This is a genomic window from Arthrobacter sp. yr096 (assembly GCF_900108925.1).
Taxonomy (GTDB): domain Bacteria; phylum Actinomycetota; class Actinomycetes; order Actinomycetales; family Micrococcaceae; genus Arthrobacter.
On record NZ_FNYI01000006.1, the window covers coordinates 300145 to 314605 of the forward strand.

At 62.9% G+C, this 14461-nt stretch carries 12 protein-coding genes and 1 rRNA gene; 4 read left to right on the forward strand and 9 right to left on the reverse strand.

Annotated elements, in window-relative coordinates; translation table 11 throughout:
• Positions 1-25: 25 nt before the first annotated feature.
• From BMY91_RS17080 to lysS, 6 genes are all read right to left on the reverse strand, one after another.
• Positions 26-2128 (reverse strand): S9 family peptidase, encoded by a 2103-nt coding sequence (locus BMY91_RS17080; protein WP_177179939.1) that lies wholly within the window; start codon positions 2126-2128, stop codon positions 26-28.
• Between the two features lie 187 nt (positions 2129-2315).
• Complete coding sequence (locus BMY91_RS17085; protein ID WP_090824029.1) at positions 2316-3548, reverse strand: glycosyltransferase; 1233 nt, start codon at positions 3546-3548, stop codon at positions 2316-2318.
• 153 nt (positions 3549-3701) lie between these two features.
• Complete coding sequence (locus BMY91_RS17090; protein WP_090824030.1) at positions 3702-6194, reverse strand: ATP-dependent Clp protease ATP-binding subunit; 2493 nt, start codon at positions 6192-6194, stop codon at positions 3702-3704.
• Between the two features lie 371 nt (positions 6195-6565).
• A complete protein-coding gene (locus tag BMY91_RS17095; RefSeq protein WP_090824033.1) occupies positions 6566-6892 on the reverse strand; it encodes a histone-like nucleoid-structuring protein Lsr2 in 327 nt (108 codons plus the stop codon).
• 128 nt (positions 6893-7020) lie between these two features.
• Complete coding sequence (locus tag BMY91_RS23195; protein WP_175538763.1) at positions 7021-7194, reverse strand: hypothetical protein; 174 nt, start codon at positions 7192-7194, stop codon at positions 7021-7023.
• Positions 7195-7196: 2 nt separating this feature from the next.
• Positions 7197-8726 (reverse strand): lysine--tRNA ligase, encoded by a 1530-nt coding sequence (gene lysS, locus BMY91_RS17100; protein WP_090824035.1) that lies wholly within the window; start codon positions 8724-8726, stop codon positions 7197-7199.
• Between the two features lie 57 nt (positions 8727-8783).
• On the opposite strand from lysS, the gene BMY91_RS17105 reads away from it, so the two are divergent.
• From BMY91_RS17105 to BMY91_RS17115, 3 genes are all read left to right on the forward strand, one after another.
• On the forward strand, positions 8784-9680 hold the full coding sequence (locus BMY91_RS17105; protein ID WP_090824036.1) for an alpha/beta fold hydrolase: 897 nt from the start codon (positions 8784-8786) through the stop codon (positions 9678-9680).
• Positions 9681-9689: 9 nt separating this feature from the next.
• Positions 9690-10544, forward strand: coding sequence for an alpha/beta fold hydrolase (locus tag BMY91_RS17110; RefSeq protein ID WP_090824038.1), 855 nt, complete (start codon positions 9690-9692; stop codon positions 10542-10544).
• 64 nt (positions 10545-10608) lie between these two features.
• Positions 10609-11442 carry an alpha/beta fold hydrolase gene (locus tag BMY91_RS17115; RefSeq protein WP_090824040.1) on the forward strand — a complete coding sequence of 278 codons (834 nt, stop codon included), beginning with the start codon at positions 10609-10611 and terminating at the stop codon, positions 11440-11442.
• Here the strand turns inward: BMY91_RS17115 and BMY91_RS17120 are convergent.
• Together BMY91_RS17120 and BMY91_RS17125 are read right to left on the reverse strand one after the other, a co-directional pair.
• The gene (locus tag BMY91_RS17120; protein WP_254779965.1) at positions 11439-12290 is read right to left on the reverse strand and encodes an EamA family transporter; all 852 of its coding nucleotides are present in this window, start codon (positions 12288-12290) and stop codon (positions 11439-11441) included. The genes BMY91_RS17115 and BMY91_RS17120 overlap by 4 nt on opposite strands.
• Entirely contained in the window at positions 12287-13180 is an 894-nt protein-coding gene (locus BMY91_RS17125; protein ID WP_256212802.1) for an alkaline phosphatase family protein, read from the reverse strand. Before BMY91_RS17125 ends, BMY91_RS17120 begins: the two co-directional genes overlap by 4 nt.
• A gap of 77 nt (positions 13181-13257) precedes the next feature.
• On the opposite strand from BMY91_RS17125, the gene BMY91_RS17130 reads away from it, so the two are divergent.
• Positions 13258-14115, forward strand: a complete 858-nt coding sequence (locus tag BMY91_RS17130; RefSeq protein ID WP_090824044.1) for a LysR substrate-binding domain-containing protein — start codon at positions 13258-13260, stop codon at positions 14113-14115.
• Positions 14116-14162: 47 nt separating this feature from the next.
• Here the strand turns inward: BMY91_RS17130 and rrf are convergent.
• Positions 14163-14279 (reverse strand): 5S ribosomal RNA (rrf, locus tag BMY91_RS17135).
• Positions 14280-14461 lie beyond the last annotated feature (182 nt).

The following is a 14461-nucleotide window of genomic DNA, read 5'->3' on the forward strand; positions in this document are numbered from 1 at the left end:
CTCCCCAGCCTCCGCCCCCGCGGTGTTACAGCCCCAGTTCCTCCGGTACCGGAAGTTCCTCGCCCAGCACCTGCTTGGCCAGGAAGTGCTCAACCACGCCGTACCAAACCTTCGCGTGCTGCGGTTGCAGGATCCAGTGGTTCTCGTCCGGGAAGTAGAGGAAGCGGTGCGGGCTCTGGCCGTTCTCATCTGCGGGCAGCTGCGAGGAGGACAGGAGTTCGTACCAGAGGCGCAGGCCCTCGCCGATGGGCACCCGGTAGTCCTTGTCGCCGTGGATCACCAGCATGGGTGTCTTGATGTTGCCCACGTTCAGGTGCGGCGAGTTCGCCATGGCCATCTCCACCGTCATTTCCTTCAGCCAATACTGGGCCGCGTCGGTGGTGGGACCAAACTGATCAAGCGCCCACAGGCTGGCGTGGGTCACGATTGCCTTGAAGCGGTCAGTCTGGCCAGCCACCCAGTTGGCCATGTAGCCGCCAAAGGAGCCACCCATGGCTGCCGTCCGGGATTCATCAATGTCCGGACGCTCCACCGCCGCATCCGTGATGGCCATGAGGTCGGTGAAGGGCTTTTTGCCCCACTCACCCCATCCGCGCTGGATGAATTCCTGGCCGTAGCCGGTGGAAAGGGCAGGATCGGGCAGCAACACGGCGTAGCCCTTGGCAACCAGCAGCCAGGGGTTCCACCGCCACGTCCACGCGTTCCACGAGCCCAACGGACCACCGTGGATCCAGAGCAGGAGCGGCGCCGGGCTTTCAGGGGCCGCATTTTCCGGGAGCGCCAGGTAGGCCGGCACACGCGAGCCGTCTTCCGCAACGGTCTCAATCCGCTCCAGCCGACCCTTGTATTCGGGCCGCGCAGCCGGGGCCTGCAAGCGGACAGTCTCTCCGGTGGCGAGGTTGATCCGCACGGCTTCGGCGGGGAACTCGTAAGAGCTCCGCAGGGCATAGGCGGTGGTTCCATCGGGAGAAAGAACGACGTCGGAGTAGGCGGCGGCATCTGCCGTCACCCGCGTAACGCCACCGTCAGTGACGTCAATCCGGAAAACCGGCGACGCGCCGTCGTCGTCCGCTTTAGCCAGGATGGCGCTGCCGTCCGGAAGCCAGGCGAGCGCAGTGGCCCAGCGGTCCCACTGGTGCGCCAGCGGTTCAAGGTCCGTGATCTCGCCGCCAGCAACGTTCAGGAGGTGCAGCTTCACTTGGGGAGCTTGCGTGGGCGTGGTGTCGCTCTCGCTCTCCACTACCAGCGTGCCGTTGTCCGGGCTGACGGGACCCGGGAAGTAGCTCATTCCCTCATGGTCCAAAAGCACCTTCACGGCGCCGGTGGCGACGTCGACGGCGGCCAGCACCTCGCGGCTGTCGGCTTTCGCGAGCGCCTTGGTCATACTCGTATAGATGGTCTTGCCGTCCGGGCTGACTACGGTTTTGGCCTCGCGCAGCGAGCCGCCGACGCCGGGCGTCAGGTTGCGCAGCTTGAGTGGCGCCGCGGCGTCCACCGTGGAAGGCTTTCCGGGCTCCCTCTCCTCGCCCTGCTCCACCGCGAAGAGCCGCGGCTCGGCCGGGCCAAGGTCGGCATCCCAATATCGCACCGGGTAGCCGCTGTGGAGGATGGCAGAAACCTTGTTGTCTTTGCGGGCCTTCCGGCGTTCCTCGTCGTTGTCCTCGTCCGCGGAGCCCGCCAGGACCTCGGCGTTGATGAAGGTGGCGTCTGCATCCTTCGCGGCCATGACAGCACTGATACCGCCGGCCCTTGAGTGCACAACGCGGGCTTCTCCCCCGTCGGCCGGGAGCAACCACAGCGCGTTGACGGGATCGGCGTCGGGGCTGTCCGGATCGGGACGCGCCGACGTGAAGTACAGGTCGCCGTTGGCGGCGAAGACGGCACCGGCCTCGCCCTTGGAACTGCGCGTGATGCGGCGTGCGTGGTTCTGGCCCGTGGGGTCGATCTCCCACAGCGCAGTAGCGAACCCGGTTCCCTTGCTGTTCAGCGTGGTCACGGTGGTAACCAGTCGTGTGCCATCGGGGCTCAGGGTGAGGCCACCAACCCGTGGGATGGAGAGATAGTGGTCAAGGTCGTGAAAAGGAGTTTCGGGCTGCTCGCCCTGGGTGTGAGTGTCAGCAGAGTCCATTCTCCGATTCAACACGGAATGTGCCGTCGATCACAGTGGGGTTCACTTACAGTGAAACAGTACTTTCACATATCCCGGATCCAACCAAGAGCCAGCGCCCCCAAACCGCGCACGCACCCAACCACCCGCACCGGTCAGCACCCAAGCGGGCCAGCGCAGCGAGCATTATGGCCGTTTGAAACACGCACTAGTGCACCGTGGTTGGGAGATTCCGCAACGCGGCGACCACCGGAACAGTTCCGTCCTCCCTCGCGATGCCCGCTGCCACATGCTGCGCGTGGGCAGCATACGACCCCCTCGTGACGGCCGCCTTGATGGCATCACCCAATGATTCGGGACTGAGTTTCTTGTACGGGATGGGCGCAGGACCCGCACCCAACGACGCAACCCGGGAAGCCCAAAGCGGCTGGTCCGTGTACACAGGGACGCCAACCGTTGGCACGCCGGCCCGCAATCCGGCCGCCGTCGTTCCAGCTCCGGCATGGTGAACTACCGCCGCCACCCGCGGGAACAGCCACTCATGCGGAATACCTCCGACGCTGATCGCATCGTCACCGAGGATGCCACCCACACCACCGTTCGCACCTTGCACAATAGCCCGGACTCCCGCCCGGCGCGTAGCCTCCAGAATGAAGCCGGGATCAATATGGGCGCTGCTACCGAACCCCACAAAGACAGGCGCCGGACCGTCCGCGAGGAAGTCCACAAGGTCCGCGGGCGGTTGCCAGTCCGGACTGACAACGGGCCACCAATATCCGGCCATTACCAGGCCGGGATGCCAGTCAGCGGGCCGGGGCAGAACCGTCGGGCTGATGCCGTGAAGAATTGCTGCCCCCGCCTTCCTCCGAGCGCGTTCTCCGGCAGCCCGGCTCAGCTTGCCGAGACCAAGTTCTTTTCGAAGACGCGCACTGGGGGCATCGTAGGGAGCCGGTCCGGCCGCCGCGCGCTCTCCGATAATTTTGTTTCCCCACGCACCGAGGCTTCTCGCCGAATTCATGATGACCGGCGGATATGCCGCGCTCGGCTCCGTGGGCTGCAAGTGGGCGCCCAGGGCAGGAATACCGAAGGCCTCGGCAATGTCGTACGCATAAGGGGCCACGGAATTGGCCAGGATGACGTCAGCGCCGGCTTCGGCAGCGGCCAGCGTTCCGGTGGCGGCACTCTCCATGTACTCGCCGAGCTTCCGCCAGAAGGTGAGCAGGCCGCCGGACGCCTTGGCGCCGGGGGCTGGTTGCTTGATCAGCTCTGTCAGGTCACCTGCCAATGGCCGGAACTCACATCCGGAGTCCACAACCAACGGGGCGTAAGCGGGGTTGGCAGCAATCGCCACTTCGAAGCCCAGCCCCTGCAGGCGACTCCCGAGCCCGGCCATGGGCGCAACATCACCCCGAGTGCCTGGAGCCACCATGAGTACGCGCATGCCGTCCCACTTCCCTTCTTCGGAGTTTTTGTACAGATAACGCCCTTATGAAGCCACCTTATGGGCATTACCTGTACAAGAACCCGGCAAGCGTCAACGCAAAAGCCCCGCCTGCTCCATTGCTGGAGCGGGCGGGGCTTAGTGCTGTTGCGCTTACGCGGTGGGAGCGATCTCCGGGATACGCGGCTTGGCGTTGCCTTCAAACGTGAACTTGGCTTCGTCGCCTTCACCATCGACGTCCACCACAACGATGTCGCCGGAGTGAAGTTCGCCGAACAGGATCTTCTCGGACAGTTGGTCCTCGATCTCGCGCTGGATGGTGCGGCGCAGAGGCCGCGCACCCATGGCGGGATCGTAGCCACGCGTGGCCAGAAGAACCTTGGCAGCGGGCGTGAGCTCGATGCCCATGTCCTTGTCCTTGAGGCGACGCTCCAGACGGGTGACGAACAGGTCCACGATCTCGATGATCTCGTCCTGCGTCAGCTGCGGGAACACCACGACGTCGTCAACACGGTTGAGGAACTCGGGGCGGAAGTGCTGCTTGAGCTCCTCCGTGACCCGTGCCCGCATGCGGTTGTAGCCGGTCTGAGTGTCCGTGCCGGACTGGAAGCCCGTGGCCACGCTCTTGGAGATGTCGCGGGTACCAAGGTTGGTGGTCATGATGATCACCGTGTTCTTGAAGTCCACCACGCGGCCCTGGGAATCGGTCAGGCGGCCGTCTTCCAGAATCTGCAGCAGCGAGTTGAACAGGTCCGCGTGGGCCTTCTCAACTTCATCGAACAGGACCACGGAGAACGGACGACGACGGACCTTCTCGGTCAGCTGGCCGCCTTCCTCGTAACCGACGTAGCCCGGAGGCGCACCGAAGAGACGCGAAACCGTGTGCTTCTCGGAGTACTCGGACATGTCCAGCGTGATGAGGGCGTCCTCTTCACCGAACAGGAACTCGGCAAGTGCCTTGGCAAGCTCGGTCTTACCGACGCCTGTGGGGCCGGCGAAGATGAACGAGCCACCGGGACGCTTGGGGTCCTTCAAGCCGGCACGGGTACGGCGGATGGCCTGCGACAGCGCCTTGATGGCCTCGTTCTGGCCGACGACGCGCTTGTGCAGTTCGTCTTCCATCTTGAGCAGACGCGAGGATTCTTCCTCGGTGAGCTTGAAGACCGGGATGCCCGTGGAGTTCGCAAGAACTTCGGCAATCAGATCTTCGTCAACCTCGGAGATGTCGTCCATACCGCCGGACTTCCAGTTGCGTTCCTTCTCCGCGCGTTCGGCAATGAGCTTCTGCTCCTTGTCGCGCAGTGAGGCAGCACCCTCAAAGTCCTGGGCGTCGATGGCAGATTCCTTCTCCATCTTGACCTCGGCAATACGCTCATCCATGGCCTTGAGCTCCGGCGGAGCGGTCATGCGGCGGATGCGCAGGCGGGCGCCTGCCTCATCGATGAGGTCGATCGCCTTGTCCGGCAGGAAGCGGTCCGAGATGTAGCGTTCGGCCAGCTGCGCAGCGGAGGCGAGGGCGCCGTCGGTAATCGTTACGCGGTGGTGTGCCTCGTAGCGGTCACGCAGGCCCTTGAGGATCTCGATCGCGTGTGCGACGGAAGGTTCCTTGACCTGGATCGGCTGGAAGCGGCGCTCAAGAGCGGCGTCCTTCTCAATGTGCTTGCGGTACTCATCCAGCGTGGTGGCACCAATGGTCTGGAGTTCACCACGGGCAAGCATTGGCTTCAGGATGGACGCAGCGTCGATGGCGCCTTCGGCAGCACCTGCACCAACGAGGGTGTGGATCTCGTCGATGAAGAGGATGATGTCGCCGCGGGTGCGGATTTCCTTGAGGACCTTCTTCAGGCGCTCTTCGAAGTCACCGCGGTAACGGGAACCAGCCACCAGTGAGCCAAGGTCAAGCGTGTACAGCTGCTTGTCCTTGATGGTCTCCGGGACATCGCCACGCACGATCGCCTGGGCAAGGCCTTCGACGACGGCAGTCTTACCGACGCCGGGCTCGCCAATCAGCACGGGGTTGTTCTTTGTACGGCGGGAGAGGACCTGCATGACGCGTTCCATCTCCTGCTCGCGTCCGATCACAGGATCGAGCTTGTTTTCCCGGGCAGCCTGGGTGAGGTTGCGGCCGAACTGGTCAAGCACCACCGAGCCGGCAGGGGTACCTTCCGGCTGTCCCTGACCGGAGCCGCTGCCTGCGGTCTCCTTGCCCTGGTAACCGGAGAGCAGCTGGATGACCTGCTGGCGGACCCGGTTCAGGTCTGCACCAAGCTTCACCAGCACCTGGGCGGCCACGCCTTCGCCTTCGCGAATGAGGCCGAGCAGGATGTGCTCAGTACCGATGTAGTTGTGGCCGAGCTGCAGTGCTTCGCGGAGCGAGAGCTCCAGCACCTTCTTGGCGCGGGGCGTGAAGGGGATGTGACCGGACGGGGCTTGCTGGCCCTGGCCGATGATCTCCTGCACCTGCTCGCGAACGCCATCGAGCGAAATGCTCAGGGACTCGAGCGCCTTGGCAGCAACGCCTTCACCCTCGTGGATCAGACCCAAGAGGATGTGCTCGGTACCGATGTAATTGTGGTTGAGCATCCGTGCCTCTTCTTGGGCAAGGACGACCACGCGACGGGCACGGTCCGTAAATCTCTCAAACATTTCGCCACACTCCTAGCTACGACGTACTTTGATGCTACGTGCCGGAGGGGCACTTTTGGGGCGTGTTCGCCACAGGGGAAACATGACGCCCCGCAGGAATAAATTGGCCCGTTCCCCTTGACCCGGGCGGGCGACGATGACATCCTGCCAATCGCGCTAGTCCATCCCCACCCGGTTCCGGCCGGAAGCATTTGATGGAGCCCTCGATTCAAGGGGTGTGATATCCCTTATTGCGCAAGTTATCCGACCCTTCAAGGGCTGCACCGGCCCGTGAAATTTTCCGCGCCACTGAAGAACGCCGCAGCCACCTTTGCACACACTTTAAACAACCAATGCCCCGGCAGAGACTGCCGGGGCATTGAAGCGGTGAATCAGGAATTGGCCTTTTGGTAGGCTTCCTGAATTTCAGCCTGAATACGTCCGCGACTGTTGACCGTGTAACCGTTATCGCGGGCCCACTGCCGGATCTGTGCTGAATCCTGGCTACGGGCAGCTGTAGCGCGGCCCCTTGTGGCTCGACCGGAAGACGTCTTCCGGGCCTTGGCGACGTAAGGTTCCAGGGCCTTCCGAAGTGACTCTGCGTTTGCCGTGGACAAGTCCATCTCGTAGCTCACGCCATCCAGGCCGAAGCGGACAGTTTCATCCGCAGCCCCTTCATCCAGGTCATCGACGAGGATGATTTTTACTTTCTGTGCCATGAGTTGCCTCTCTTTTGGAGGGTTGGATAATCAGAAATTCCCCGGATTCCTTTGTTGATTATCGTTCACGGCAAGCACGCACGTCAAAGCACAATTCGATTCCGTTAGCCGCGGAACCCATTTAGGGCCTATTTAGTGGCCGGTCCTTCGGGTGCCGGTCCGGAATTTTTCGAATTCGCTTCAGCCTGGGCGCGGGCTTCTGCCTGACGCTCGGATTTGTCCGCATTGAAGATCGACTTCATGGCAAACCAAAAGATCAATCCAACAACCACTGACGGCGCAAGGACGGCGATGTACTCCATGATCAGTGTCCTTCAGGCTTGAGCAACGGGAACAGGATGGTTTCACGGATACCGGCTCCGGTGAACAGCATGACCAAGCGATCGATGCCGAGCCCGATGCCACCCATGGGCGGTGCACCATACTCAAGGGCGCGGAGGAAGTCCTCATCCAACTGCATGGCTTCCTCGTCACCGGCGGCGGAGCGGCGGGACTGCTCAGTGAGGCGCTCACGCTGGATCACGGGGTCAATGAGCTCAGAGAATGCCGTGCCGCGCTCCATGCCACCGATGATCAGGTCCCAGGCCTCGATCAGCCGGCCATCTTCGCGGTGCGGACGTGCCAGGGGCTGCGCGGAGGGCGGGTAGTCGTAGACGAACGTGGGATTCAGCAAGGTAGGTTCCACAATCTCGCCGAACAGCTCAACCACAATCTTCTCGGCATCCCACTTGGGGTCCACCTTGACCTCGTGCTTGGCGGCGATCGCGAGCAATTCCTCCACGGTGGTGTCGGGAGTGATTTCCACGCCAACCGCTTCGGAAATACCCGGGTACACCGAAACCCAGGCCCATTCGCCGTCGAGGTTAATCTCGCCGGCATCCGTCTGGATAGTGCGGGTGCCCACGACGTCGGCCACGTTGAGAATGATTTCTTTCATCCGCTCGGCCATGACGAATTGATCTGCCCAGGCTTCGTAGCATTCAAGCGTGGTGAATTCGGGGCTGTGCGTGGAGTCCACGCCTTCGTTGCGGAAGACACGGCCCATGTCATAGACGCGGTCGATGCCGCCCACCACAGCGCGCTTGAGGAAGAGTTCGGTGGCGATGCGCAGGGTCATCTTTTGGTCGAACGCGTTCATGTGCGTTTCGAACGGACGGGCCGTGGCGCCGCCGTGGACCAGCTGCAGGATGGGGGTTTCCACCTCCACATAGCCGTGGCGGTCCAGGGTATCGCGGACCGAGCGGGTGATGGCGGCACGCTTGTAAACCATCTCGCGGGCTTCGTCGCGCACCATGAGGTCCACGTAGCGCTGCCGAACGCGGGTTTCTTCATTCAGTTCCGCGTGCAGGACCGGCAGCGGACGCAGGGCCTTGGACGCCATGGACCACGAGTCGGCCATGACCGACAACTCGCCGCGACGGGAAGAGATGACCTCGCCCTTGATAAAGACGTGGTCGCCGAGGTCAACCAGGGCCTTCCAGTCTGCGAGCGCTTCCTCGCCAACGTTGGCCAGGCTCAGCATTGCCTGCAAGCGAACGCCCTTGCCATCCACGCCGCCCTCCTGAAGGGTGGCAAAGCACAGCTTTCCGGTGTTGCGCACGAACACGACGCGACCCGTGACACCAACGGTGTCTCCCGTGGTTTCGTCGGCTTCGAGGTGTGCGTACTTCTCACGGATTTCGCCGAGTGAGTGGGTCCGTTCGACACCCACCGGGTATGCCTCTGTGCCGCGTTCCATCAGCTTGGCGCGCTTCTCCATACGGATACGCATTTGCTCGCTGGCATCGATGGGCTCTGCGGAGGTGTTCAGGGCTGGGGTGTTTGCGGAAGTCACAGTCCTTAAGTTTACCGGTGATTACGGGCCTTTACTTCCGGACATAGACTCGGGGCTGTGGAGACCTGGACTGTTGAAACGGACGACGGCGGCGGGCAGCTTGAGGTGCACAGCTTCCGGCCTGCTTCGGGTGCTTCGATTCCCGGCTCGACGGCACCCGCTGAACCGGCCGGCGTCGTGCTTGTGCACGGCACTTTGGTCACCGATTCCCTGTACTGGCCGTTCGCGCGGACGCTGAGCGTCATGCTTGGCCGCCCGGTACACACCTACAACCGCCGGGGCCGCGGACATTCGGCCCCGCAGCCACCGGGCTATTCGGTGGAGACCGAGATCGCCGACCTCCAGTCCGTCATGGAAAAGAGCGGTTCCCTGGATGTGGTGGCCCACAGCTACGGCGGATTCGTAGCGTTGCAGGCCGCCCGTCGCTCCACGATCAACCGGCTCGTCACCTACGACGCCGCGGTTTCGCTCTCCGGCAACCTCAGTAGCCGGTGGCGGCCGGAGCTTGAGGAAGCGGTGACTGCCGGCCAGCTGGACAACGCGTGGGCACATCTGGTGCAGGGGTTGGGAACAGCCGGGCCTATTTCCTACCTGCCCATGGGTGCCCTGCGGACCCTCAGCGTCCTGTCTGCCCGGACGCGGCTGGGGTTGGAGATGCGTTCCCTGCTGCCCACGGCCGTTACGGAAATGCGTGCGGTGCTCGATGCCGACGCGCACCTGCACGACTTCATGAAACTCTCCACCCCTACCTTGATGCTCAGTGGCGGCTGGAGTCCGTCGTACTTTGCCGAGACTGGCCGGACCCTGGCTGGAGCGGTGCCCGCGATCGACTTCGCCATTGTGCCCCTGCAGTTCCATGAGGGTCCTTTGCGGCCCGGCAAGCGACTCGCGGCGCGCATCGCCCGTTTCCTTTCCGGGAGGCAGCTTCAAAGCCATGCCACTGATGCCACCTAGGATGTTCCCGTGAGGGAACGCGAAATCAAGACGCACGACGGCGGCAAGCTCGCCTTGTACAGCTACGGCACTGAAGACGCGCCAGGTGAGCGCCGTGTGATGGTCATTGGCGGTGCGTTCCTCACGGCCCTGATCTACCGCCCCTTCTCAATAGCTCTGTCCAAGGGACTCGGCGATGGCTGGGCCGTGGACGTCTACGACCGCCGGGGCCGGGGCAAGTCCACCGAACAGCCGCACAACTATTCCATGGCCACGGAAATCGAGGACGTCCGCACCATCATGGACGCCACCGGTGCACGGAATATCCTCGGTCACAGCCTGGGGGGATCAGTGGCACTGAATGCTGCTCAGGCCTTTGCCGGAACCCGCCACGAACCGGACAAGCTGGCCGTCTACGATGCCGCAGTGAATATTGACGGGAGCATGGACACTGACTGGCTCACCGGGTTCGCGGAGTCCGTAAATAAGGGTGATGTTGGCCGCGCACTGGCAAGGATGAAGCGGGGAATGAACCAGGGAACCGCCCTCGCGAAGGTGCCTGAACCAATCCTGGCGGGGCTGATGGCCGTAGTTTCGCGAACCAAGGTCAACAGGCTGTTCCGCGACCTCATGCCGTCGGGGGTTGGGGAGCTCAAAGCAGCATTCGAGGCCTCCGACACGCCACGGGATTTCTCGGTCCTTCCTCCCAGCACCCACTTCATGGTGGGCAAGAAGAGCCCACAGTTCTATAAGGTCACGGCCGCGCGACTGAACAGGGCTGTTCCAGGCAGCACCTTGGAAGTCTCGCCAAAGGGCTTCCATGGTTCCGTACCTGCGGCAGTCAAGGAACTGGTCTCGGATATCTCGGAGTACTTCAAACGCTGACTGCTTGTCCACATACAAGGCCCGCATGCTGCCTGCTGTCAGGTGCCTCGGTTAGGCTCAAGACATGACGCGCGACATCATCATGACCCACGACGGCGGACACCTCGAAGTACTCACCACAGGTGGTGACCTGGCAGCGGCAGGTTCCGGCGTCGTCGTCGTACCTGCCTCCATGGTGACCGCCTCCGATTACACGCGATTCGCCCAGAAACTCAGCGAGGCCCTTGGCCGTCCCGTCCATACTTTCAACCGGCGTGGGCGCGGCGACTCGTCCCCGCAGGCTGAGGATTACACCCTGGAAGCCGACATCAGGGACCTGGACGCCGTCATGAAACACACCTCCAGCACGGACGTGTTCGGGCACAGCTTTGGTGGCGCGGTGGCGCTCCATGCAGCACGCACCCTGCCTGTGGAGCGGCTTGCCGTGTACGACCCCGCGGTTTCGGTCAACCAGAGCGTCAAGGCCGACTGGACGCCGGACTACGAACGCGCCACTGCAGCAGGCGATTACGATCGCGCCCTCGCCGTGCTCATCAAGGGAGTCGAGACCGGCGGCGCCTTTGCGCGCATGCCGTTGTCCATGCTGACGCTGGCCACGAAACTGGCCGCCGGGACGCCGCTGGGCAAACAGATGCGTGAGCTGATGACGTGCGGCGTGCGGGAAATCAAGGCTGTGATCGCAGCCGACATGCCTGCTGAGCCGTTCCTTGAGCTGCCGTTGGAAACACTGATTGTGGTGGGCGAAAAGAGTCCGGCCTACTTCGGCGTTGCGTGCGGTCAGATCCACGACGTCCTGTCGGGATCGAGTTACACCATCCTTCCCGGGTTCGGACACGATGGACCCAACAAGGCCCCAGACAAGCTGATCGCGGAGCTGTCAGAGTTCTTCTCGGGCTAACCGAGCTGGATAGCAGCGATGCCGGCTACTGCCACTGCCGTCAGCGTGAGCCGCAAGCGGCTGAACCTCTCTTTGAAGAACACCGCGCCAATGATTCCTGCCAGCAGGACGCTGGTTTCCCGCAGGGCCGACACCAACGCAAGCGGCGCCAAGCTCTGCGCCCACACCACTATCCCGTAGGCAAGCATCGAAACCAGGCCGCCAATGAACCCCGGCCTCCAGTACCGCGCCACCCGTCGAGGGAACTGCCGTCGATCCGAGGCCATGCGCCAACAGACCACGGGAATCAGCAGGCCCTGAATGAGGAAGAGCCAGGAGATGTACGCGATCGGCTGCCCGGACATCCGGACGCCAACGCCGTCCACCAGGCTATATGCCGCAATGGCCGCGCCTGTCAGCACGGCGAACAGCGTGCCCTTACGGTTCCTGGCAGCTCCTTGCCCAGCGCGTGTTAAGGCGAGGCTGAGCAACGACCCCGCGACGACGGCCACTCCGGCCAGTTGCCAAAGGCTCAGCTTCTCTGCCAGAAAAGTGGTGGCGACTGCCGTGACCAGAAGGACGGCGAGGCCACGGGCCAACGGATAAACCTGGGAGAAATCGCCGTGCTTGTAAGACGTGGTGAGGAGTATCAGGTAGCACGTCTGAAGACCTGCCGAAGCCAGAACATAGGGCCACGATTCCTGCAGCGGAATACCGAAGATCGCCGCGCCCACCACGCCTGATGCCAGGTAAGCCAGGGCAATCATCGTCGAGGACGCCAACCGGTCCGGGATGGCCTTGGCTATGGCGTTCCAGACACTGTGCAGTACTGCTGCCAAAAGAACAGCTGCCGTAACTGTGAGCGTCAACGGGCGCCTGCCGGCAGCCGACTGCCTCGTTGCAGCGGATTCTGCCGGGCTGCCTGCCGGGTGCCGAAGGGAACGCCTTCAGAGCCAACCGCCGGTACGCCGAAGGTGGCGAGTACTTGGGCGTAGATGTCCGCGTGATCTACGTCCGCGATGCCGCGTTTCAGGCTTGCGCCGCTGGCTGCGATCCACGCCGTACGCTCAGCCTCACTCTCACCTCCATGGCCACCAGCGTCCAGGTGCCCGTGGTCGGTAACTGCGATGACGGTCCAATCCTCATCGCTGCGGTTGGGACGCGACTCGATGGCTTCAAGGAGTCTCTTCAAGCGATGGTCACAGCGCTGAATGGCCTTTGCATACCCGGAGCCTGTTCCGTGGTTGTGGGCTTCCACGTCGGCTTCCCCAAAGTACACAAAGGAAGCAGCCAGATCCTCATCCCGCAGGCGCACGGCCGCATAGTCAGCAACGGCGTCATCCGCGCTTATCCAACTGTCGGCGTCGTTCGCCTCTTCGGGGTCCGGCGTGGGCACCCAACCTTGGGCCGAGAAGAGAGGGCCACACTCAGTTGCAATAGCGAGCGGATGCCAGCTGGCAGCGATCATGGTCCGCAGCTCCGGGCGGGCAGCACGAAGTACCGCTGTGAAGTCCGGAAAGGAATCGAGTTCGGCCGGGTGGTGGCTGTTGCCGGCCACCCTATGCCGGTCGGCGTAGACGCCGGTCGCTACTGTGGCCCAGACGGGACCGGAGATGGTGGCATTCTTGTCATGGACGCGGACAGGGACCAGGAAACCCTGCTGGGCGATCCGGTCCAGGGCAGGGGTAGCAGCGGAGCTGAGCGAGTCGTAACGGACGCCATCAATGCCGACCACCAGGACATGGGGTTGATTCTTCACACCGACGACGGTACTTGTCCCAGTCCACAACGCATAGGGATAGCCACTAATATCTATAGGAGACTTAGGCTAAGCCTATGAATCTCACTCACTTGAGGGCCTTCCACGACGTCGCCACCCACGGAAGCTATGTGGCGGCAGCAGCAGCGGCCAGCCTCAGCCAACCCACGCTCTCCGAACAGGTCCGCCTGCTGGAGCGCCACCACGAGGTCCGGTTGCTGCAGCGTGCTGGTCGATCCGTGGAGCTCACGGCGTTGGGACACAAGCTGTTTGCCGTGACATCCAAGCTGTTCGCCGCGGAGATGGAGGCCGAGGCGGTACTCGCCAAGGCCCGTCACATCATGCACGGCGAATTGCGGTTCGGGACTGACGCCCCCATCAACGCTGTGGGCGTACTCAGCGCCTTCCGACGTCGAAATCCAGGGGTCAGCATCCAACTCGTCAGCGGCAACTCTGCAGAGATACGCAAACGTGTGTTGGCCGGAACGGTGGACGTGGGCATCATCGCGGACGAGACACCCCATCCGGATCTCGTTGGCCGCATTCTGGGAACCCAGGACCTGGTAGCGTTCGTGCGCCACGATCATGCGTTGGCGGGCCATAAGGCAATCCGGCTGCAGGACCTGATCCACCACCCGCTGATCATCCGGGAGATCGGCTCGGTGACGCGCCGGTCAATCGAGACGGCCCTCTCCACGGCCCAGCTCCAGCCTACCGAGCTGCTCGAGACGGACAGCAGGGAGGCCGTACATGCCGCCGTAATCGCCGGCCTGGGCGTTGGTGTGATCGCAGAGGACGAATTCAATGACGATCCGCGCCTGGTTCTGCTCGACTTCGTGGATCCCATTCCGCCCATCACCGAGTATCTGGTGTACCGGCAGGCCAACCCGCGCACCCATGTGGTGGATGCCGTGTTGGAGTGTGTGGGTGGTTAAATGCGAAGGGCCCCGGCCGTGGTGGTCGGGGCTCTTCGTGAATGGTTGTCCGGCGGTGTCCTACTCTCCCACACCCTCCCGGGTGCAGTACCATCGGCGCTGTGGGTCTTAGCTTCCGGGTTCGGAATGGGACCGGGCGTTTCCCCCACGCTATGACCGCCGTAACTCTGTTACCCGTCCCGGTCCCCCTGTGGGGGGTGGGTGGGAAATCTTTGGGTTACAACTGTGGTGCTTGGTTGTTATTTAGTTGTTGGTTCCGGCTACCCGTGGTGGGTTGTTGTTCGGGAACCACATAGTGGACGCGTGCAGTGTGTTGTGTGGTGTAAGTTGTTGGCCTATTAGTACC